The organism is Bacillus sp. FSL E2-8900 (assembly GCF_037966225.1).
GTDB classification, from domain to species: Bacteria; Bacillota; Bacilli; order Bacillales; family Bacillaceae_G; genus Bacillus_A; species Bacillus_A cereus.
On sequence record NZ_CP150193.1, the window covers coordinates 5,010,787 to 5,031,749 of the forward strand.

The following is a 20,963-nucleotide window of genomic DNA, read 5'->3' on the forward strand; positions in this document are numbered from 1 at the left end:
CACATCATAATGGTACATTTACTTTTACGCTCGTTCGTTTATTACTACTTACAATTTTAATTGTTCCACCAACTAATTCTACTCTTTCACGCATCGTAGTCATACCTAGTGATTTCTTTTCTTTTATATTCTTTTCCACAAAGCCCTTTCCTTGATCAACTATTTCTAATGATACATTTTTCTCATTCACTGTAAAATAAATCGTCGCTTCTTTTACACCTGCATGCTTACTTACATTGTTCAGTGCTTCTTGGCCTATGCGCCACAAAGCTTCTTCTACTACACGAGGTAAATCACGAACACCCGTAACTTGCTCCCTAATTTTCAGTCCCAAATTTTCACCGTACTGCTTTAGAGCTGGCAATAATCCTTTTTCTAATCCTGCCGGACGAAGCTGCCAAATTAATGTCCTCATTTCTTTCAAAGCTCCTTGCGCAAGTTCACGCATCTCATGCAAAGATTGATCTACCTTTTCATTTTTACCTTTTAAAACTGCCTCGGCGCCTTTTGTCATGAAGGTTAATGAAAATAATTTTTGCGAAACAGAATCATGTAAATCTCTTGCTAACCGATTTCTTTCTTCCATTCGTACAAGTTCACGGCGCTGCTCGTTTAACCTCAAATTCTCTATTATTAACGAAACATGGTTCGATAATGCTTGAATTACATCTATTGTATTAGCATCAAACTCTCCATTATTCAAACTAACACATAAAACACCAAATATATGGCTTTGAATATGTATTGGTGTAGCAATAACAGCTCGATTTAGATGTACATTATGTCCTATTTGATGTTTTATTAGAACTGGTTCATCTTGTTCTAACGCCTTCTTGGCCGCCTCTTTTACATCCTCTTGTAACTCTTCCTGAACGTAAGACGCTCGCAGAGATAATTCTTTTTCCTCCCTAATAAAAAGCGCTACTTGATTCCATTGAAATACTTCACCTACGTGATTTACCACCTTTTCAGGTAGTACATTAAACTTATGAATCATTTTTAAATCTTGAATGAAACGCTCTAATTTCACATAATAATGTGCTCTTCTCTTTTCATTTTCATATAATTTTGTTCGCTTTAAAGCCGTACCAATTTGGAAGGCAACCGATTGGAGTAATACTAATTCTTCTTCTGAAAAATGTGTTTTACCCGGACTTGCAACATTTAACACCCCAAATTTTTCTCCCCCAGCTTTTAAAGGAACCGTAGCATGATGAAGAATGCCCTCCGTATCCCCCCAATTATATTCAACTGCATTATTAATTCTTTTACATTCAATAATATTAACGGCTCTCTCTAATTTTCCATCTACAAAACCTCGTAAACACCAACATTCACCTTCGCACATCGGGCGTTTATTTTTATATGTAAGTGCCTCTGGTAATTGATAATCAATTAACTTCGTATACTTCCCATTTTCATCCGCAAGAAAAATCCATCCTGTCGTTAAACCTGTTACACTTAGCAATTTCTCGAGGACAGCTTGCAATACATGATATGTATCATTTGATGTATTTAATGTTTCTGCAATTTCCTTTAATATAACTAATTCATTCGTACGATTATCTCGAAACATACTCATTCTCCTGCATACAAGATTTTAAATAGCTCTTAAAATAAATCATCTACTTTTCACTTTGTACTTATTCGTAACATTGATATAATGGTGAAAACATAGTTTTCATTATATCACTCGAGGGGGCTTTCATAATGACATTAAATAAAGCACTTACTATCGCTGGTTCTGACACAAGTGGCGGTGCTGGTATACAAGCAGATTTAAAAACATTCCAAGAACTGGGCGTATACGGAATGACATCTCTTACAACAATCGTAACGATGGATCCACATAACGGTTGGGCACATAACGTATTTCCAATCCCAGCTTCTACATTAAAACCACAATTAGAAACAACAATTGAAGGTGTTGGCGTAGACGCTTTAAAAACAGGTATGCTTGGATCAGTAGAAATTATTGAAATGGTTGCAGAAACAATCGAAAAGCACAATTTCAAAAATGTAGTAGTTGACCCTGTTATGGTATGTAAAGGTGCAGATGAAGCATTACACCCTGAAACGAACGATTGCTTACGTGACGTTCTTGTGCCAAAGGCATTAGTTGTAACGCCAAACTTATTTGAAGCTTACCAATTAAGCGGTGTGAAAATTAATTCTCTTGAGGACATGAAAGAAGCAGCGAAGAAAATCCACGCTTTAGGTGCCAAATACGTACTAATTAAAGGCGGAAGCAAACTTGGTACGGAAACTGCAATCGACGTCCTATATGATGGAGAAACATTCGATCTTTTAGAATCAGAAAAAATTGATACTACAAATACACACGGCGCAGGTTGCACATATTCTGCTGCAATTACAGCAGAACTTGCAAAAGGAAAACCTGTGAAAGAAGCAGTAAAAACTGCTAAAGAATTCATCACAGCTGCTATTCGTTACTCATTCAAAATTAACGAATACGTAGGTCCAACTCACCATGGTGCATATCGTAAATTCGTTGTATCAAAAGAACTTGTCTAATATATAAATAAAAACACTCACAAGGTTCATACATTGCCTCTGTGAGTGTTTTTTATAAGCTTTATGTCTTCCGGTCATCTTATCTTTAAGATGCAGAGCTGACCTTATTTCTACCATTTCGTTTCGAGTAGTATAACGCATCATCCGCCGCTTGAATAAATTGCTCTGATGCCCCTTCATACTCTGAAACCCCTACCGAAACTGTAATTTTTATTTTTGTTCCATCTAACAATTCAAATGAATGTTTTTCAACAGCTATACGAGTTTGTTCCCCAACATGAATTCCATAAGCTATTCCTTTCCTTGGTATCAAAAGCGCAAACTCCTCTCCACCCTTTCGAAAAACCAAATCCGGAAATGCTGACATTTCTCGCAAAATATGCCCTACTTGTTTTAACACTTCGTCTCCCGCTGGGTGCCCATACGTATCATTTACATGCTTAAAATGGTCAATATCTATAAGTAGTAAACAAAGTGAATCATTTTTCAAGTGTTTATTACTAATATGACGATTCATCTCTAAATCAAACTGTCTTACGTTTCCTAGACCTGTCAATGCATCTATCGTTGCGTATTGCTTCATCGTTTGAAATAGCTCATTGGATTGTAAAACATAATTTGCACTTATGAATGTTATGTAACCTGTAATAATACTAGAAATTAAATATAATCCCACTATGTGGATCTCTTTAATTAACCATATATATAACGCTGGGATTAGAATAGATAAAATATATGCGTGTAACCATACCCACTTTTCCCCTAAAGAAAGCTTCATACGCGAAATAAAGATACTCCCTATTCCTATCGCAATGATTGTATAAAAGGCCACTTGAGAAGCTAATGAATAATCCATAAACAACAGTCTAGTTACTAAAATCATAATAATTGTTATGGTACTCGCTATCGGCCCTCCAATAATAACAGCTAGAATAACAGCTAAGTAGCGTAAATCCAATAGGATGGTACCAACACGAACACCGAAATACATTAGTAATATACCTAGTATCCCAGTAAAAATGCCTACTACACATTTCTGCCCAAAAGAGAATCCTTCTTTTAACGGCTTATCTCTTAAAAGCTGACCTCCAACAAAAATAAAGGAAAGAATAATTGTTGTATTTACAAATAAGTCCTTTAACATAAAATGATCTCCTTACTTTTCTATCTATCCCTTTCCTTACTTTATTGTATACGAAATCCCTATAATTCCCAAAGTTTTTATTTATTTTTTGCTGTTCCACGTGAAACAGCAAAAAAATAAAAAGGGCGAAAACTCGCCCTTTTTCATTAACAACAGCGTGATATTTTTCCACCCTTTGCGTTAAATCTTGCTTCTTGTGCCTCAGCAAAAAATTGCTTTTGACATAAAACCTCTTCTTCAGGATGATGCTTTTTCATATGCTCCACATATACTTCATAACTTGGTACCCCAACGAGCAAACTAATAAAGCGTTTTCTTTCCCTCCATACTTGCCACAGCTTTTTAAGCATAGTTCCTCGACTCACTTTCATCTCTCGGAATATATGGTGCCTCCTTTAACGGCATTGGCTTATTTCTTAATACTTGTATCCAAATTCGAAGTGCTGAAATTAACACAGCGATTACAACTATCATAAAAATCCCACAAAGCGCTGCATCAATATAATCATTGAAAATAATTTGCTTCATTTGAGCGACATTTTTAGCTGGCGCTAACACTTTTCCCTCATCTAATGCTCTCTGAAATACCTTTGCATGCGATAGAAATCCAATTTTAGGATTTTCATGAAATAGCTTTTGATACCCCGCCGTCATTGTTACAATCAGCAACCCGACAGTTGGAATAAGTGTTACCCAAACGTACGCCTTTTTTCCCATTTTGAACAAAATTGTCGTTCCAAGTAATAATGCAATACCTGCTAGCATTTGATTTGCAATACCGAAAAGTGGCCATAATGTATTAATTCCACCGAGCGGATCTATTACCCCTTGGTATAAGAAATATCCCCACCCTAATACACATAATGTTGTAGCGATTACATTCGCTAATGTAGAATCCGTTTTCCCAAATGGCTTATATACATGCCCTAAAATATCTTGAATCATAAATCGGCCGACACGCGTTCCGGCATCAATCGTTGTTAAAATAAATAGGGCTTCAAAGAGAATCGCAAAATGATACCAAAATGCCATCATGGCCGTTCCACCTATTACTTGTGAGAAAATATATGCCATACCTATCGCTAATGTTGGCGCACCACCTGTACGTGATAAAATCGTTTGCTCTCCAACATTTACAGCGAGATCTTTTAGTTCATTTGGTGTAATAGCAAATCCCCATGAGGAAATAACTTGAGCTGCCTGCGAGACATCTGTACCGATAAGTGCTGCGGGACTATTAATTGCAAAATACGTTCCCGGTGTTAATACACAAGCTGCAATCATCGCCATCGCTGCTACAAACGACTCCATTAACATTGCTCCATAACCGATTGGCTGTGCGTGTCCCTCTTGCTCAATCATCTTCGGCGTCGTACCTGATGAAACGAGAGCATGGAATCCAGACACTGCACCGCAAGCAATAGTAATAAATAAGAATGGGAATAAGTTTCCAGAGAACACAGGACCAGTTCCATCAATAAATTTCGAAACTGCTGGCATTTGTAAATCTGGTGCTACAATTAAGATACCGATTGCTAACCCTACAATTGTTCCAACTTTTAAAAATGTACTTAAATAATCACGTGGTGCTAAAAGCATCCAAACTGGTAATGCAGATGCAATAAATCCATATACAATAAGCATAATAGCAATTGTTTCACCACTAAATGTGAACATACTTGCAAGTGTTGGATTTTCTGCTACATACTGTCCTCCAACAAGAGATAAAATAAGTAGGATAATACCGATTACTGATCCTTCTCCAACACGACCAGGCCTAATATAGCGCATATAAACTCCCATTAAAATAGCGATAGGAATCGTTGCTGCTATCGTAAACATTCCCCAAGGACTTCCGATTAGTGCCTTTACTACGACCAACGCTAATACTGCTAATAAAATAATCATAATTCCTAAAATACCTATCATTGCAATTAGTCCTGTAACAGGTCCAATCTCATCTTTAATCATTTCTCCTAACGATTTACCATTACGTCTCATTGAAGCAAATAAAATAACAAAATCTTGGACAGCCCCCGCAACAACTACCCCAACAATAATCCAAATGGTCCCTGGTAAATACCCCATTTGTGCCGCTAAAATCGGTCCTACTAAAGGTCCCGCTCCAGCAATCGCTGCAAAGTGATGTCCAAACAATACCCACTTATTTGTTGGAACATAGTCTTTCCCATCATTTAATGTATGGGCTGGTGTTTGCCGATTATCATCTAAATTAAAAACCTTTCTCGCTATAAATCTACTATAAAAGCGATAAGCAACTGCATATACACATACGGCAGCTACTAAGAGCCATACAGCATTAATGGTTTCACCTTGTGATAAAGCTATTACCCCAAAAGCACCTGCTCCTACTGCTGTAATAACGCCCCAAAGTAAGATCGATTTCAATGTCTTCACATACAATTCCCCCAATACTATTTCTTAGTGGAGATTGTACTAAATTTTCTGAATATTTAACTTGAATCCTCCCTATCATGAAGGATTTTCAGTTTATCATGTTAAAATACTCTCATTATCTACTATAATTCAATGTTATTTCGAAGGCGTTTTACATAATTACGACTGACTGGAATCGGTTGCTCATCATACCTATCTAAATACAAATTATACGTGCCATTATAATAAGGTTTCAGTTCTTTTACATATGACATATTAATTAAATAGCTTTTATGTACACGTAAAAAATCATATGCATTTAGCTTATTTTCTAATTCCTGAAGTGTATATGTTGAAATATACTGATTATTCGTTGTGTAAATTGAAACAGTTTTATTTTCTTTATTTTTACTTACATATACGATATCTTCTGGAAGAATATATCGTATGCCCTCTTGACTTTCTATCGGTAGTTTTCGCAAATAACTCTTTGCTTTCTCACCTTGTTCTTTACCTATTTTATATAAAAGAAATTGTAAATCTTCTTCACGAAATGGTCGCAATAAATAATAAAGTGCTTGGAAACGAAAAGCTGTAATAGATTCTTCTATGTTTTCACCTACAAAAATAAATTTTGTATAGCAATTTATTTCTCGTAATAAACTTGCATATTCAAAACCAGTACCATCTAGTAATTTGGAACTTAAAAAAACAAAGTCTGGTATATGTTTTTTCATCATAAATAAAGATTCTGTTCCTGTCTTTGCTTCAAAACATTCTACATTTCTCATATTTTCAGTGAAATTTTCAGCTAACTCTCTTCTCTCTTCTGCCTCTTCCATAATCAGTAAAATTTTCATTTCTTCAACCACCTAATTCTTTGTCCATATGTCCTGTTGTATACATTCGCTTTTATAAGAAATAATCCCTTTTTCTTACTATACCATTATTTATCTAAAAAAACAGAAAAAAGGAAACCACTTCGGTTTCCTCTCCCCCTTTATCCCGTACTAACTGCCTATAAAGAGCCGAGTAGTGTAGGATGATAAACGATCCAGGATACGTTTAAATTTTCACTTTATACTAATTCTCGTTGCTTCGTTTCCTGTCCAAGTATTATTACAGCGAATACACCAATTAAAATTGATCCACAGAAAATCGTAAATATTAATGATAGTGAAGCTTCTGAGGCAACTAAATATCCCACTAATAGTGGCCCAAGAATACCACCAATACGACCAAATGCTGCTGCCATTCCTGCACCTGTACCACGAATAACCGTTGGATACTGCTCAGGTGTATAGGCGTATAATGCTCCCCAAGCACCTAAGTTAAAGAAGGATAGTAACATACCTGCCACGATTAATACTGTTAATGAATCCGCAACCCCAAACAAATAAGCACTGCAAGCTGTCCCGATTAAATACGTAACCAAAACAAATTTACGACCGAGACGTTCAATAAACCAAGCAGCTGTGAAATATCCTGGAAGTTGAGCTAATGTCATAATAAGTACGTATTGGAAACTTTTTATTAAACTAAATCCTTTTAGCACCATTACACTCGGTAACCAAAGGAACATTCCATAATAGGAAAAAACAACACAAAACCATAGAATCCATAGCATAATTGTTGCTTTACGATATTCCCCAGACCAAACTGATTTTATATTTTCAATAACAGATGGCCTTTTTTCAACTTTTTGGAACCTTGGGGAATCCGGTAAATTCCATCTTAAATATAAAGCATATAATGCTGGAACTGCACTCAATACCATCGCAACTTCCCAACCATATTTAGGAATAACAAAATACGAGATAAGAGCTGCAATTAGCCATCCACCTGCCCAAAAACTTTCTAATAAAACAACAATTTTCCCACGCTCATGCGCTTCAACACTCTCTGATACTAGTGTAGAGGCAACCGGAAGCTCTCCGCCAAGCCCCATACCAATTAAAAAGCGTAAAACGAGAAACATCGCAAGTGTTGTTGTTAATGCAGTTAAACCACTACCGATAGAAAATAATAATAATGTAATAATAAAGACTGATTTTCGCCCTATTTTATCTGATAGTATCCCAAAAATAAGCGCTCCTACTGCCATACCGATTGAGTTAATACTGCCTATCCAGCCCATTTCTTGCGTACTTAATCCCCAATCCTTTTGCAAGGCTACCATTACAAATGAAAGCATTCCAACATCCATTGCATCAAATAGCCATCCAAGCCCAGCTATACCAAGTAGTTTGCGCTTCGAAATTTCTTTTACCTTGCCCACTAGAAGTCCTCCTCACACAGGTGTCTTTACACATAATTTTACATGTGTGAATTGTATAAGTAAAATACTTTTGTGTAAAAAATTCTCCTTCATCATTCCCAAAAAGTAAAACGTCTATCCCGATTGGTGAGAGCTAATAATCAGTGGGGATGCCTCACTGATTAAAGTTTCAATTTATTAAAAATGAACAAATAAAAAAAGCAGCGATATTTCGCTACTTTTTCGAACGCATTACTTCTTTTAAAAATTCCGCTAATACTAACTGACGACGCCAGCGTGTTGGATTACTGCATAATCTATAAAACCACTCTAAATGAATCGCTTGAATCCATTTTGGTGCACGTTTTACCTCTCCAGCCCATACGTCTAAACTTCCACCCACTCCAACAGCCATTTTCGTTTCTAAACGATGCTTATTGTTTTGGATAAAGTTCTCTTGTCTCGGGAAACCAAGTGCAACAAGTAATAAATCTGGTTTTGCTTCTTGAATGCGAGAAATAATATTCTCTTCGTCTTCTTGTTTAAAATAACCATCTTGTATACCGGCGATGGATACAGCTGAATATGTCTTTGTTAAATGATCTGCTGCAGCTTGTACAACATGCGGCTTTGCACCTAATAAGAAAACAGATACCGGCTTACTATCTTCTGATAACTTCGCAAGTAAATTACACATTAAATCAAAACCTGCTACACGTTCTTTTAAAGGTGTACCAAGCATCCCGCTTGCCTTTACAACCCCAATACCATCAGGTGTAATTAAATCTGTATTCAATAATGTTTGATAGAACTTTTCATCCTTTTTTGCGCACATAACAATTTCAGGGTTTGCTGTTACTACCTGAAACGTATGAATTCGCTCCGCTTCTAGTTGTTCTTTTAAATATTGGACCGTTTCATCCATTGTCATTGTAGAAAAAGGAACGCCTAGAATATCAACTGTTTGTACTGCCATAGTTAACTATCCTCTCTATCATTACAAGTTTTTCGCTATTAATTGCTTATATGTTTCCTTTGTATCTTCATATAGTTTTTGAAGTGAGAAGTTCATAGTAGCATGCTCATAAATATGTTTACCCATTGCTGCTAACTCTCCAGTTTTCCACTTATCATACGCTTCTTCTAAAGCTAATGCTAATGCCTTTCCATCACCTGTTGGCACAATCCATCCGTAAGTTTCATCTACGATTAATGGTTCAATTTCTCCAGCCCTAGTCACAATTGATGGTACGCGTTGATTTGCCGCTTCTAATAAAACTAGTGGGAACCCTTCACTATGGGAAGTTAATAAATTTACATGTGACGACGCAAATAATTGTTTTACATCTTGACGATGTCCTAAAAACTCTACTTTATCGTTAATCCCTTTTTCAGTAGCTAATGACTTTAGATTTTCTTCTAATGGGCCATCGCCAACTAATAATACTTTAATTTTCTCTAATTTTGTTTGTTGTAACGCATCGAATAAAACTTCATGTCCTTTGACAGGATGTAATCGTGCTACTTGGATTGCCGTAAATACATCTTCATCAATATTGAACATTTCTTTTTTATTATAGCCTTCTGCTTTTTCCTTATCGTATTCAATTCCATTATAAATAACATGCATCTTTTCATTTGAAATACCTAATGCTGCCAGGCTTTTTTTCAATCTATTTGTTACAACGAAAAATAAGTCTATATTTTTTAAGGCTTTCAAATTTAATTTCGTAAAAATCCAACCTTTTAAGCCCTGTTTAGTAAAGTCTTGAAATGGATCACTATGAATAGTCGTTACCCATTTTGCCTTTATTCTCTTTTTCATTAAAGAAACATAGAAATTAGCCCTAGGGCCATGTGTATGAACTACATCAAATTTTTCTTTATTAATAAATTCACTTATATTCTTTAAAATGGATAAATCATAGCGCGATTTTTGTGAAAACACATGGACTTTTATCCCTAACTCCCTTGCTTCCTTCGCAACAATTCCATCTTCAAATACTGCTAATTCTACTTCACCAGTTGGAAACTGATCGAGAAGTGAAATAATATGTGTTTTCCCTCCCCCATCTTCTGCTCCTGCATTCATATGCAATATTCTCATATTTTTTCCTCCTTTAAATCCTCGCTACGTTTCCATCTATTTTTATTTTACTGTACTAAAAAATAAAAGCTAACAAAAGTTAGCTTTTATTTTTATCATTCAATTTCTAGGTCTACTATTAGATAAGCTAACACCACTACAAAGTAAATCCCAACTCCTGGTGCTGTTAAAATATGTCCTGCAATATAAGCAATACCTAACGCTAACAATAAGCTTGCTGAAATCATTCCATATTTTATATTGAATATGTCCTTAAATCTCGTAGCAAATGCTAGTAAAATTCTTAGCCCGTAATAAATAAATGGAATCATTAGTAATACAAAGCCAATAATCCCGAAATCATAAAACCAATCATGGAAGTCCATTTCAATTAGTTTTGGATCTGGCTGCTTTTGTTCATTGTATTTAAAGTTACCTGCATAACCCATTCCTAATAACTTTTGTGACATTGGCGCTTCTTTAAAGAACTGCTTATGTCTTTCTTCATATACTTGACGTCCACTGAAAATAAGATTTTCTTGATTTTCTTTCTTTTGCTCTTTCTCAAGCTCTTTCTTAACTTCCTCTTCTATCTTCGCCTTTTCTTCTGGCTTTTCAACTTTATGATGATTTTCTTCTTTTGCTTTAAGTTCTTGCTCTTTTTTCAGCTTCTCTTTAATTTCTTTTTCTTTTTGACCTTGCTGTGCCACATTTTGCTCTGATAAATAATTATTGTGAATACCCATATTTTGTGCTAATGGTGTTTGTTTAAACGTCCCAACTACACCAGCTAATAGGACCATAGCAATTACTGCATTAAGCGCAAGGGATTTTTTGTTCGGATTTTTTCTATCAAATAATAATTGTAGTACAATGATTCCGATTGCTGCCCCTAACGTAGCACCAATTGAGCCCATTCCAACTTTTGTACCGACTTGAATTAGCGAATAAATCATTAAAAGTGATGGAATCCAATATAAAATGTGTTTCCAGCTCTTTGTTTTTTGAATAGAATATAGTACCACAATAGGGAAAATAATAGCTAAGATTGAACCTAGTTCATTCCCTGCATAGAACCAACCTCGAGAACCAACCTTCATCCATTCATAACTACCAAAGTCAGTAGATGTTGAAATAGAAATAACCATAATTGCGTTAATGATTAATGTAGAATATACAATACTATTTCGAACCTTATCACTAATATTAACTGTCTTTTTCAATGATTTTAAAGCTAAAATATATGATCCCAGCATGATATATATATATAATGCTTTCGCAACAAATTTAACCTCTTCACCAAGTACAATAGGATTTTTAACTAGTTTGTTATTAATAAACCCTATCCCTAAAACTCCGGCTAATAATATAAGATAAATTAAAAACTTTCTATTTTCCTTCTCTTTTGCCTGAATTAAAATGTAAATACCACCAACAGCCATAATAAGGAATCTTACTAAAATTCCAACGGTAGCATTTGACTTTAATAAAGTGATGCTAAGAGACGTTAATAAATCTAAAACAGGCTGTAAAATAATAAAAAAGAGCAAAAAATGCTCAAATCTAACCCTAGCTTGATTTGCTAACATTCCAAGACCTCCATACAAAATCTTAACATTATCTTTTAATCATAATTTTTTATCATTCAAACACACCTAGCAATTATAACATAACTCATATTCAAATCGAGAACTATTTTTCCAGCTAAAACTAGCCAGGACAAGTATTAATAAGTAATAGAAATCATCGTCCTTTAGCTATACTCCCCTATTTTTACAAAATCTATCTAACAACCATCCCCTTATTTTTGTCAGTATATACATATTTTTTTATCATTTTATACAAATATAAACATCCCACCTCTAATTGTAATATTTTACCAAATGAACAACATCAAAAAATGTAAAATTAATCTTTTCATATCTTTTTCAGATTACTTTATGGTTATTTTCCAAACATTTTCAAACGCTTTCTTTATGAATTTTATCCGTTTTTCTACATGTAGCGAAAAGTAATTGTTATTTCCAATACTTTAGTGTATATTTTTTCTCTGGAACATCTTTAAGAGGAAGGGATTAAGGCCATGTTATTAATCGATATATTTACGTTTCTTGGCATTATCGCCGCTGCCATTTCTGGTACATTAGTTGGTTTAAAAAAAGATTTAGATTTATTTGGTGTCCTTTGTTTAGCTGTAGCCACTGCGCTCGGCGGCGGTATTATTCGTGATATCATGATTGGTAACCTGCCCCCTGTCGCATTTGTAAAACCCATTTACTTTTTCGTAAGTGTATTATCAGCATTATTTACTTGTATGTTTTTTGAGCGTATCAATAAACTTCAAGTCGTTATTATGCTTTCTGATGCTGTTGGCTTAGGCGTTTTTACAGCTATTGGTGCAAATGCGGCAATGTCACATCATGTTGACGCCTCATTTCTAGTTGTTTCAATGGGAGTCATTACAGGTATTGGAGGCGGTATTTTGCGTGACATTTGTGCTCAAGATATCCCTTACGTATTCCGAAAAGAGATTTACGCAATCGCTTCTATCTTAGGAGCAATTAGCTTCCTAATCACACACGCTATGGGGGCGCACGTATTAGCTTTCTATGTTTGTTTATTAGTAACATTCGTTATTCGTGTCGTCACTGTAATATATAATGTGCATTTCCCTGTTTTCTTTAAAACACATGCTAAAATTAATAAAGGCCATTAAGAGAATTCTAGATAGAATTCTCTTAATTTATATACTATTCAACGAACTAATATAGAGTAATTATATATAAGCATATATAATTACTCTATATTAGTTTTAAAATTGAAAACGTTTTATATACAGGGGGAAGAATGATGCTTGGGGTTTTCAAAAAAAATATTAATAAAACAAATGCCAGTATAATCGAATTAAGTAAGAACCAACAAATAACTTTTAATGTACCTACTAATTCTGAATTAAAAATTCAAATGGATATGCTACATATTTCAAAAGAAGATTTACAAGTTGTAAAAGTACTACAGCCTTTTATTTATGCAGAAATTGATTGGATTACTGAAAAATTCTATGCCAACATTACAAAACAACCTAATTTAATTACTATTATTGAGCGTTACAGCTCTATTCCAAAACTAAAACAAACTTTAAAAACACATATTAAAGAATTATTCAGCGGCAATATGCATGAAGATTTTATTGAACAGCGTGTTAGGATTGCCAAAAGGCATGTACAAATTGGTTTACATCGAAAATGGTATACTGCTGCTTATCAAGAATTATTCCGCTCTATCATGAAGATTTTGCAAACAAAAATAACGACAATCGATGATTTTTCATATTCTATAAATGTTATAAATAAATTATTCACTCTTGAACAAGAACTTGTTCTTGCAGCTTATGAATCTGAATATGAAAGAATGCAAAAAGAGCATGAGAAAGAAAAAGAATTAACTGCTATGACAATTACGCATATCGCAACAGAACTAGCTGCTGTATCTGAAAAACAAGCTCTTCTATTCAAAAACTAACCGCCAAATCTGAAACTATTGTAGAGATTGCTAAAACAGGTACATCATTAGCTACAACATCTGAAGAAAAAGCGAATAAAGGGAAAGAACAATTAAACCAGCAAAACAAACGAATGGGATCTATTCAAATGAATATGGAAACGATTATTACAGATACTCATGAACTTCTCAATATTTCTAACAAAATTAATGAAATCATAGATATTGTTAAATCGATTGCGGAGCAAACAAATTTACTCGCACTAAATGCTGCTATTGAGTCGGCACGTGCTGGAGAATTTGGGAAAGGGTTTTCTGTTGTTGCTGGCGAAATCCGAAAATTATCAGAGCAAACGAAAGAATCTATATTTAACGTTACAAAGCTCGTCGAAAAAACAAATGAACAAATTACTCGTGTCTCGTCTTCTGTGAAACAAATTAGCTCTCTCGTATCGGAAGGAACAGATAGTATGTCGGCAACAGATCGATACTTCCAAGAAATCGTAAAAGATATGTCTAACTCAAAAGAACAGAATAAGAAAATTGAACACGAACTACAAGCTATTTCACAAGTAATGAAAGGAATTCAAGATGATTCCTCACAAATGGCTCTAACAGCCGATAATTTGCAACTAGAACTAAATCGATAAGATGAAATTTAGTAGTCAAGCATACTTTTCATCTGTACTAACTACTAAATTTCATCTTCCATCAAAAAAAGAATCCAGAATGGATTCTTTTTATTTTCTGAAAAATATTTTTTGACAATACACATAACTCATATAAACACCAAAGCTCTGCAAAATAAACAATGCTGGCATAATTACATTGTAATATGCCATATCTACTTGGAAGAGCTTTAACAATACGTATCCACTAATTAAAAATAAGAACAACATATATCCCTCATTTTGTTGTTTCTTAATAAGGAAGTGTAATAGAGCTATAGTCATAAACAATGTTACGGCTATATATATCAGTTTTTCATATTTGAAAAGAATAGAATTTATCCCCTCATCTGAAAACTGATTTATCATCGGTTCTAAAAGTTTAAATCTTTCTCCCTCAATCTCTTTTAACTTTTGATCAATATGCTCTGTTACACTTTGATTTTTCGATATTTTTTCTTCATGTTGCGTTTTTCCAATTAAAACAGATTGAACATACGTCTCATTCGCAATCGTATATTGTGACATTCCCATTGTCTTAATTCCATAATTCACACCAAAATGGGCACTATAAAATAGAATAAGTATCCCTATCATCTTTAGTAACACCTTTTGTTTCGTTGCTGATTGAAATACTTCGATTAATAATACATATACCGTGATAAAAATAGGAAGAAATAATCCCATTGGGAAAATCATATTACTAAATGCAAATAAAATCGCTGAAAATACCCACATATAAGGATGATCTAATCCTTTATATAAAAGTATGTAACAAGCAAAATAAAATAAAAATATTGCAAGTGACTCAGGAGTTAATACGGAACTCATGAATATATTTGGAATATACAGAGCATAAAAGATAGAAGCAATACGACCGCATTCTTCTCCAAAAACCATTGCTGCAATACGATAAATAAAAAATGCGGTTCCTGCGCAAAATAACACATTAAATAGTTGTAAAGCGAATAATGTATCACCAAATATACGAATAATTACTGACTCATATATAATAAAAGGCAAATGAGTTACAGTCTCTATATTATTACCAATTGCAATCTGCTTTGCAGACTCATACATCACTTTCAGATCACCAATTATTGGAGCGTCTACAAATAACAGCATACTAAGTCTCACAACTATAGATATACTTATAAGAAAAATAAGAAATTGTTTATCTGTAAAACGATATTGTAGAATTGATGCCACTAACAAAATGAGTATGATAAAAATTGCTAATATGATTGTTACACTTGTTGTACTTCCTCCAAAGAATTGCTTACTTGTCTCAAATGCTGCCCAACAACTATAAACAAAAAATGCGAACATCGCACCGATCGTAATTTTATTGAAGAAAGATGAAAAATTTGTTTGTATATGATTCATATGTCCATTGCACCTCTATTTCCATTCATAACAAAACGATTCTATCATGAATGGGTACACGGCTGATAGAGAATTTCTATGACAAATACATAGTCATTACTTTTTACTTGCAATGTAAGCGAATCCTCTTTTACACTACATTTTAGATAAAATAAATTTTCTTTCAGTTACATGAATACAAATACAGAAGTTTAAATAATACTCTTTTGGACTACACTTTACTTCATTAAATATCTAATATGAGTACTAAGCTTACACATATTATTCTGATTGAAAACAGACTATAGGGGCTGAATATATGGAAAAGAAATTCATGCGAGAATCTAAAGCAATTAAGACAACACGTGTTTTTCCTAACGATTTAAATAATCACCAAACACTTTTTGGGGGGAAATTATTAGCAGAAATTGATAGTATTGCTTCAATTGCGGCTGCAAGACATAGTCGTAAACATTGCGTAACAGCATCTATTGATTCAGTTGATTTTTTAACTCCAATTCACCAAGCTGATTCTGTTTGTTATGAAGCATTCGTATGTTATACAGGGAAATCTTCAATGGAAGTTTTCGTAAAAGTAATTGCAGAAAATTTATTAGCCGGCGAGCGTAGAATTGCTGCTACTTGCTTCATTACATTTGTAGCAATAAAAGATGGAAAACCTTCGTCCGTACCACAAGTACTACCTGAAACTGAGGAAGAACATTGGTTATACACAACCGGTTCAGAACGTGCGGAAAATAGAAAAAAAGGACGTTTAAAAAGCAAAGAAATGGCTGAGGTTTTAACTTTAAATAAACCTTGGAATATTTAATACAATACTCTTCCATATACATGCACAGATTTTTTCTTCCTTGCATGTATTTTTTTATACAAAATATCACCTCTTACCATTTTATTCTCAATCTGTTCTCCTAAATCATGCACCAGCTTTTCCTTTATTTTGTTATACTGTTAATGGTATATTAAATAAAGTTCGTTTAAAAATAACCATAATATGATTAAGTATATAAGGGATGGTGCGGTAATGACTATTGAAGTACCAATTTCAATACCAAAAACGTTAATTATTATTCCAGCGTATAACGAGGAAGAAGCAATTGCAGATACATTAACAAGACTATTAAAACTAAAACAGCATTTTACAGGATTAAGCATTTGTGTTATTAATGATGGATCACACGATAAAACAGCTCAAATCGTACAAGATTTTCCTGTTCACCTTGTGAATTTACCATATAACCTAGGTATTCGCTCAGCTGTACAAACTGGATATAAATACGCATATGAGAACGGATATGATATTGCGATTCAGTTCGATGCTGATGGACAACATAATCCAGATGATTTATATAAAATTATAAAGCCAATCGCTGAAGATGAATGCGATATGGTGCTAGGGTCACGTTTTACAGAAAAAACAGCATATAAAGGTAGTATTTCCAGAAGGATCGGTATTTTTTATTTTACTGCCCTATTGAAAGTACTAACAAAACAAACATTTATGGATCCAACTTCTGGATATCGTGCTATCAATCGAGAAGTAATTAAAATTTTTGCACACAACTATCCAAAAGATTATCCAGAACCAGAAGTTCTTATTCATTTAAAAAAGAAAAAACTTCGTATTAATGAAATATCTGTAAATATGCAAGAGCGACAAGGTGGACAATCTTCTATCACACCTTTTAAATCTGCATATTACATGATTAAAGTAAGTCTTGCTATATTGATGCAAAAAATCGTGAAAGGTTGATAATAAATGCCTATAATTACCTTTTCATTCATCTTTATTTTATTATTATTATTATTAATTATTAATTCCATTCGCCGTGGAACTTTAGAAACGAAATATGCTGTTTTATGGATTTTCGTTTGTATTGCAATGGCTATTTTAAGTTCTACCGATAAAATTATAAACTGGATTGGAAAACTATTAAAAGTAGAATATCCCCCTTCCATTTTATTCTTATTTGGACTATTATTCTGTTTCATCTTAATTTTTGACCTAACAAGAAAAATTTCTAAACAACATCATCAACTTGTAACATTAACGCAAGATTATGCGTTACTAAAGCAAAAATTAAATGCAACTGAGCCAGACAAAGACTAACCTAATATTTCATAGCTAATATAAAAAAACCTCTTAATTTATTGCAAAAATTAAGAGGTTTTTTATTCTTAATAATAATTTATTCGCCTTCACAATCGTTACGATAGATACATCCTACTTAACTAATAAGTTAAAATGACATGAATAAGAAGTTATATGCAATAGACATGATAAAGCTGTTTGAAATACGAGAATTAACCATAAGAATCTAACTTCCCGCCACCTTTTTAATAGAAAGTTGATTTACAAAGTTTATATGCGTTAAACTTATACAGATGTTCTTGTAATCTTCTTCCTTTCAAAAGGCTTGTATATATGATGCAAGACATAAAAAACTTGAGGAGATAAAAATTCTATGATGGAACAAAAGCAACTTGTTTCTGTTGTCATACCCCTGTATAACACGGAAAAATATATTGAAGAAACGATGCAGTCAATACTAGATCAAACATATAAAAATATCGAAATTGTAATTGTAGATGATGGAAGTAAAGATCAATCACCTTCTATTGTGAAAAACCTTGCTGAAAAATATCCAGGGCAAGTAAAATACGTTCATCAAAAAAACCAAGGTGTTTCAGTAGCTCGTAATACGGGTATTGAAAATGCTAGCGGAGAATATGTCGCTTTTCTTGATAGCGATGACTTATGGCATCCAACTAAAATTGAGAAGCAAGTCGAAAGTATGCATAAAAACAACATGGACGCTTGCTATTGTGGTTATATGAATTTCTACGAAGAAACAGGCGAGAAGGTTGAACATACAACAAACTTTATTAAAGGTGATATGGCAAAAGCATTCCTAACGCATCAAGTTGTTGCTCAAACAAGTACTTGGATTTTCAAACGATCCATCGTAATGGATCATAACATTCGTTTTACACCAGAATGTAGTTGGGGCGAAGATTTAGAGTTTTTATTTAAACTTATGAGTGTGACAAATGTATGTTATGTCCATGAATACTTAACTTATTATAGAATCTTATCAGAAGGAAATCTTTCTTCTAAGTATAAAGATTATGAATTAAAAACGACAAAAGAGCTGGAAGTATTCAATCGTATGAAGGAATGGGTACATAATAAATCTCAAGATTTCATTACAAAAGATTCTCAGTTACTTATTGAAATTCTTGAGACTTATTTATTCCCTTATACAGTCATCAATAACGCTTGTATATATATTAAAGAAAACTCTCAATTAGATAAATCACAAGTTCAATTAATCAAAAAAGATATAAAGAAATATTGCCGTAAAATCTATTCAAAGAATGGAAAACGTAGTAAAAAACTATATGCAATGCTTTGGTTTGTACGAATTAAATTTCTGTTTTCTTAAACTGAAAATATAACGATACTCTCTCTTTCTGTGAACAAATCAAATTTACAAATAGGACAAGCTAACCGGGTCCTAAAGAATAGAAAGGTCTTTTCTCATGAAAACAAATAAAATTCTAAAAAACGCATCCTACCTGTTTGTAGGAAACATTACTGTCCGTTTTGTACTGGCTATTGCAACAATTTTCTTTGCAAGGTATGTTTCTCCAAGTGATTACGGTATGTTTACAACTGCGTTAGCAGTTTCAGCTGTTATTTGTTACTTTACAGATGCAGGTTTAACACATACGTTTATGCGTGAAGGAACGAGAAGCGATGCTAATATTAGCGTGCTAATAAGTAGTTACTTACGTATTCGTTTAATATTAGCTATCGTAATTTCTGTACTTTTCGCTATTTTTGCCCAGTTCTTCTATCCCGATGCTTACTTACGCGCGATGGTATATTGGGTTGTTCTACCAACAATGTTCGGAGCAACCTTACAAGGTGTTGGAATGGCTTACTTCCAAGTAACAGAACGCATGCAATTTACAGCTATTATTTCTGTACTACAAGGTGTAACTGCTGCTGCTGCCCTATTACTAGGGATGTCTTTCCAATGGTCACTTATGATGGTTGCTGCCATGTACGGGGTATCTAGTCTTGTAACAGGTGTTATCGCCTTTATAATGACAATACGTTATACGAAGGTCCATAAGGGTTGGGATAAAGGCATTTTAGATCAACTACTTATTTTTACAATCAATGGCATCATCATTATGCTCTTACCACAATTGGGCCCTATTATATTAGAAAAGGTTTCAACGTATAATCAAGTTGGATTCTTTGGTGCTGCATCTAAAATACCTGCTGTACTATATCAAATACCTGGGGTAATTGCAGCGGCCTTTTATCCAAGGCTTTTTGCTTTTGGTAATGAGAAAAATATTGAAGAACATAGAAAATTATCAAGTTTTGAATTAAAACTTATGTCTTTTTTAGGAATGGGAATTTCTATCCCCTTTATTGCGGATCCAAGTTTCTGGATTGTTAGTTTATTAGGAGAAGAATACGCTCCCGCCGGTGACGCTCTTGCTATTCTAGCGTTCATGGTTATTTTACAATCAATTAACTATCCACTAGCCGATAATTTAACAACGATTGGCCAGCAATGGAAACGTGCAACAACAATGACTATTGGATTAGTTGTTGCCATCATAGGTTATATTGTATTAGGTAGTAAATATGGAATGATGGGAGCAGCTGCCGCAGCTATCCTTACCGAAATTACACTATTAATCGGATTTACCCTCTTTATTCGTAAAGGCATGCAATTATTAGTTAAAGGAGTTATATTTAATTCCTTAGCCTTTATTATTAGTTACGGTATATACCGAATTGCATTAATCAACTTACCGCCACTAATTGCTTTAACTCTTACTGGTATACTATACGGTATAATTGGAATTGGAATTGATCCTCAAATACGTGGATTTGTTTTAGGGTTTATAAAACAAAAGCTCATTCGCAAACATGCTTAAAAGCAAAAAGCTTTTCCTATTTAA

The 20,963-nt window shown here is 33.8% G+C and carries 17 protein-coding genes and 1 pseudogene; 8 read left to right on the forward strand and 10 right to left on the reverse strand.

Annotated elements, in window-relative coordinates; translation table 11 throughout:
- Positions 1-4: 4 nt before the first annotated feature.
- Positions 5-1,576 (reverse strand): GAF domain-containing sensor histidine kinase, encoded by a 1,572-nt coding sequence (locus NST90_RS25700; RefSeq protein ID WP_046393126.1) that lies wholly within the window; start codon positions 1,574-1,576, stop codon positions 5-7.
- Positions 1,577-1,710: 134 nt separating this feature from the next.
- Here NST90_RS25700 and pdxK point away from each other — a divergent pair, with 134 nt between their 5' ends.
- Positions 1,711-2,535, forward strand: coding sequence for a pyridoxine/pyridoxal/pyridoxamine kinase (gene pdxK, locus NST90_RS25705; protein ID WP_000174252.1), 825 nt, complete (start codon positions 1,711-1,713; stop codon positions 2,533-2,535).
- An 85-nt stretch (positions 2,536-2,620) separates the two neighbouring features.
- Here the strand turns inward: pdxK and NST90_RS25710 are convergent, their stop codons facing one another.
- The 8 genes from NST90_RS25710 to NST90_RS25745 form a co-directional block, all read right to left on the reverse strand.
- Positions 2,621-3,679 (reverse strand): diguanylate cyclase, encoded by a 1,059-nt coding sequence (locus NST90_RS25710; RefSeq protein ID WP_000910190.1) that lies wholly within the window; start codon positions 3,677-3,679, stop codon positions 2,621-2,623.
- Between the two features lie 146 nt (positions 3,680-3,825).
- On the reverse strand, positions 3,826-4,029 hold the full coding sequence (locus NST90_RS25715) for a YbdD/YjiX family protein (protein ID WP_000914505.1): 204 nt from the start codon (positions 4,027-4,029) through the stop codon (positions 3,826-3,828).
- Positions 4,022-6,097 (reverse strand): carbon starvation protein CstA, encoded by a 2,076-nt coding sequence (cstA, locus tag NST90_RS25720; RefSeq protein ID WP_000854314.1) that lies wholly within the window; start codon positions 6,095-6,097, stop codon positions 4,022-4,024. Before cstA ends, NST90_RS25715 begins: the two co-directional genes overlap by 8 nt.
- Positions 6,098-6,219: 122 nt before the next feature.
- Positions 6,220-6,936 carry a LytTR family DNA-binding domain-containing protein gene (locus NST90_RS25725; RefSeq protein ID WP_046393127.1) on the reverse strand — a complete coding sequence of 239 codons (717 nt, stop codon included), beginning with the start codon at positions 6,934-6,936 and terminating at the stop codon, positions 6,220-6,222.
- Between the two features lie 218 nt (positions 6,937-7,154).
- Complete coding sequence (locus tag NST90_RS25730; RefSeq protein WP_000521077.1) at positions 7,155-8,354, reverse strand: MFS transporter; 1,200 nt, start codon at positions 8,352-8,354, stop codon at positions 7,155-7,157.
- Positions 8,355-8,568: 214 nt separating this feature from the next.
- A complete protein-coding gene (locus tag NST90_RS25735) occupies positions 8,569-9,309 on the reverse strand; it encodes a WecB/TagA/CpsF family glycosyltransferase (RefSeq protein WP_000290745.1) in 741 nt (246 codons plus the stop codon).
- 21 nt (positions 9,310-9,330) lie between these two features.
- Positions 9,331-10,440, reverse strand: coding sequence for a glycosyltransferase family 4 protein (locus tag NST90_RS25740; protein WP_001221227.1), 1,110 nt, complete (start codon positions 10,438-10,440; stop codon positions 9,331-9,333).
- A gap of 95 nt (positions 10,441-10,535) precedes the next feature.
- Positions 10,536-12,008, reverse strand: a complete 1,473-nt coding sequence (locus tag NST90_RS25745; protein ID WP_000880755.1) for an O-antigen ligase family protein — start codon at positions 12,006-12,008, stop codon at positions 10,536-10,538.
- Between the two features lie 494 nt (positions 12,009-12,502).
- Here NST90_RS25745 and NST90_RS25750 point away from each other — a divergent pair, with 494 nt between their 5' ends.
- Both NST90_RS25750 and NST90_RS25755 read left to right on the forward strand, forming a co-directional pair.
- Positions 12,503-13,135, forward strand: a complete 633-nt coding sequence (locus NST90_RS25750; protein ID WP_000924371.1) for a trimeric intracellular cation channel family protein — start codon at positions 12,503-12,505, stop codon at positions 13,133-13,135.
- A 134-nt stretch (positions 13,136-13,269) separates the two neighbouring features.
- Positions 13,270-14,570, forward strand: a pseudogene (locus NST90_RS25755) (globin-coupled sensor protein).
- 90 nt (positions 14,571-14,660) lie between these two features.
- Here the strand turns inward: NST90_RS25755 and NST90_RS25760 are convergent.
- Positions 14,661-15,974 carry a glycosyltransferase family 39 protein gene (locus NST90_RS25760; RefSeq protein WP_046393128.1) on the reverse strand — a complete coding sequence of 438 codons (1,314 nt, stop codon included), beginning with the start codon at positions 15,972-15,974 and terminating at the stop codon, positions 14,661-14,663.
- Positions 15,975-16,272: 298 nt separating this feature from the next.
- On the opposite strand from NST90_RS25760, the gene NST90_RS25765 reads away from it, so the two are divergent.
- The 5 genes from NST90_RS25765 to NST90_RS25785 all read left to right on the forward strand — a co-directional run bounded on the left by NST90_RS25765 (position 16,273) and on the right by NST90_RS25785 (position 20,939).
- Entirely contained in the window at positions 16,273-16,785 is a 513-nt protein-coding gene (locus NST90_RS25765; RefSeq protein ID WP_000412123.1) for an acyl-CoA thioesterase, read from the forward strand.
- Positions 16,786-16,998: 213 nt separating this feature from the next.
- Positions 16,999-17,727: a glycosyltransferase family 2 protein gene (locus NST90_RS25770; RefSeq protein ID WP_283748286.1), complete on the forward strand. Its 729-nt coding sequence runs from the start codon at positions 16,999-17,001 to the stop codon at positions 17,725-17,727.
- 6 nt (positions 17,728-17,733) lie between these two features.
- The gene (locus tag NST90_RS25775; protein ID WP_001121774.1) at positions 17,734-18,084 is read left to right on the forward strand and encodes a DUF2304 domain-containing protein; all 351 of its coding nucleotides are present in this window, start codon (positions 17,734-17,736) and stop codon (positions 18,082-18,084) included.
- 355 nt (positions 18,085-18,439) lie between these two features.
- Complete coding sequence (locus NST90_RS25780) at positions 18,440-19,420, forward strand: glycosyltransferase family A protein (RefSeq protein ID WP_000970530.1); 981 nt, start codon at positions 18,440-18,442, stop codon at positions 19,418-19,420.
- A gap of 97 nt (positions 19,421-19,517) precedes the next feature.
- Positions 19,518-20,939, forward strand: a complete 1,422-nt coding sequence (locus NST90_RS25785; protein ID WP_046393130.1) for an oligosaccharide flippase family protein — start codon at positions 19,518-19,520, stop codon at positions 20,937-20,939.
- Positions 20,940-20,963 lie beyond the last annotated feature (24 nt).

What these genes read in the sequence shown, in the direction of transcription:
- NST90_RS25710 (WP_000910190.1), bottom strand. Translation starts at nt 3,679, where the DNA reads ATGTTAAAGGACTTATTTGTAAATACAACAATTATTCTTTCCTTTATT.
- NST90_RS25785 (WP_046393130.1), top strand. Translation starts at nt 19,518, where the DNA reads ATGAAAACAAATAAAATTCTAAAAAACGCATCCTACCTGTTTGTAGGA.
- NST90_RS25760 (WP_046393128.1), bottom strand. Translation starts at nt 15,974, where the DNA reads ATGAATCATATACAAACAAATTTTTCATCTTTCTTCAATAAAATTACG.
- NST90_RS25775 (WP_001121774.1), top strand. Translation starts at nt 17,734, where the DNA reads ATGCCTATAATTACCTTTTCATTCATCTTTATTTTATTATTATTATTA.
- NST90_RS25740 (WP_001221227.1), bottom strand. Translation starts at nt 10,440, where the DNA reads ATGAGAATATTGCATATGAATGCAGGAGCAGAAGATGGGGGAGGGAAA.
- NST90_RS25750 (WP_000924371.1), top strand. Translation starts at nt 12,503, where the DNA reads ATGTTATTAATCGATATATTTACGTTTCTTGGCATTATCGCCGCTGCC.
- NST90_RS25715 (WP_000914505.1), bottom strand. Translation starts at nt 4,029, where the DNA reads ATGCTTAAAAAGCTGTGGCAAGTATGGAGGGAAAGAAAACGCTTTATT.
- NST90_RS25780 (WP_000970530.1), top strand. Translation starts at nt 18,440, where the DNA reads ATGATGGAACAAAAGCAACTTGTTTCTGTTGTCATACCCCTGTATAAC.
- NST90_RS25745 (WP_000880755.1), bottom strand. Translation starts at nt 12,008, where the DNA reads ATGTTAGCAAATCAAGCTAGGGTTAGATTTGAGCATTTTTTGCTCTTT.
- NST90_RS25700 (WP_046393126.1), bottom strand. Translation starts at nt 1,576, where the DNA reads ATGTTTCGAGATAATCGTACGAATGAATTAGTTATATTAAAGGAAATT.
- NST90_RS25765 (WP_000412123.1), top strand. Translation starts at nt 16,273, where the DNA reads ATGGAAAAGAAATTCATGCGAGAATCTAAAGCAATTAAGACAACACGT.
- NST90_RS25725 (WP_046393127.1), bottom strand. Translation starts at nt 6,936, where the DNA reads ATGAAAATTTTACTGATTATGGAAGAGGCAGAAGAGAGAAGAGAGTTA.
- NST90_RS25770 (WP_283748286.1), top strand. Translation starts at nt 16,999, where the DNA reads ATGACTATTGAAGTACCAATTTCAATACCAAAAACGTTAATTATTATT.
- NST90_RS25735 (WP_000290745.1), bottom strand. Translation starts at nt 9,309, where the DNA reads ATGGCAGTACAAACAGTTGATATTCTAGGCGTTCCTTTTTCTACAATG.
- pdxK (WP_000174252.1), top strand. Translation starts at nt 1,711, where the DNA reads ATGACATTAAATAAAGCACTTACTATCGCTGGTTCTGACACAAGTGGC.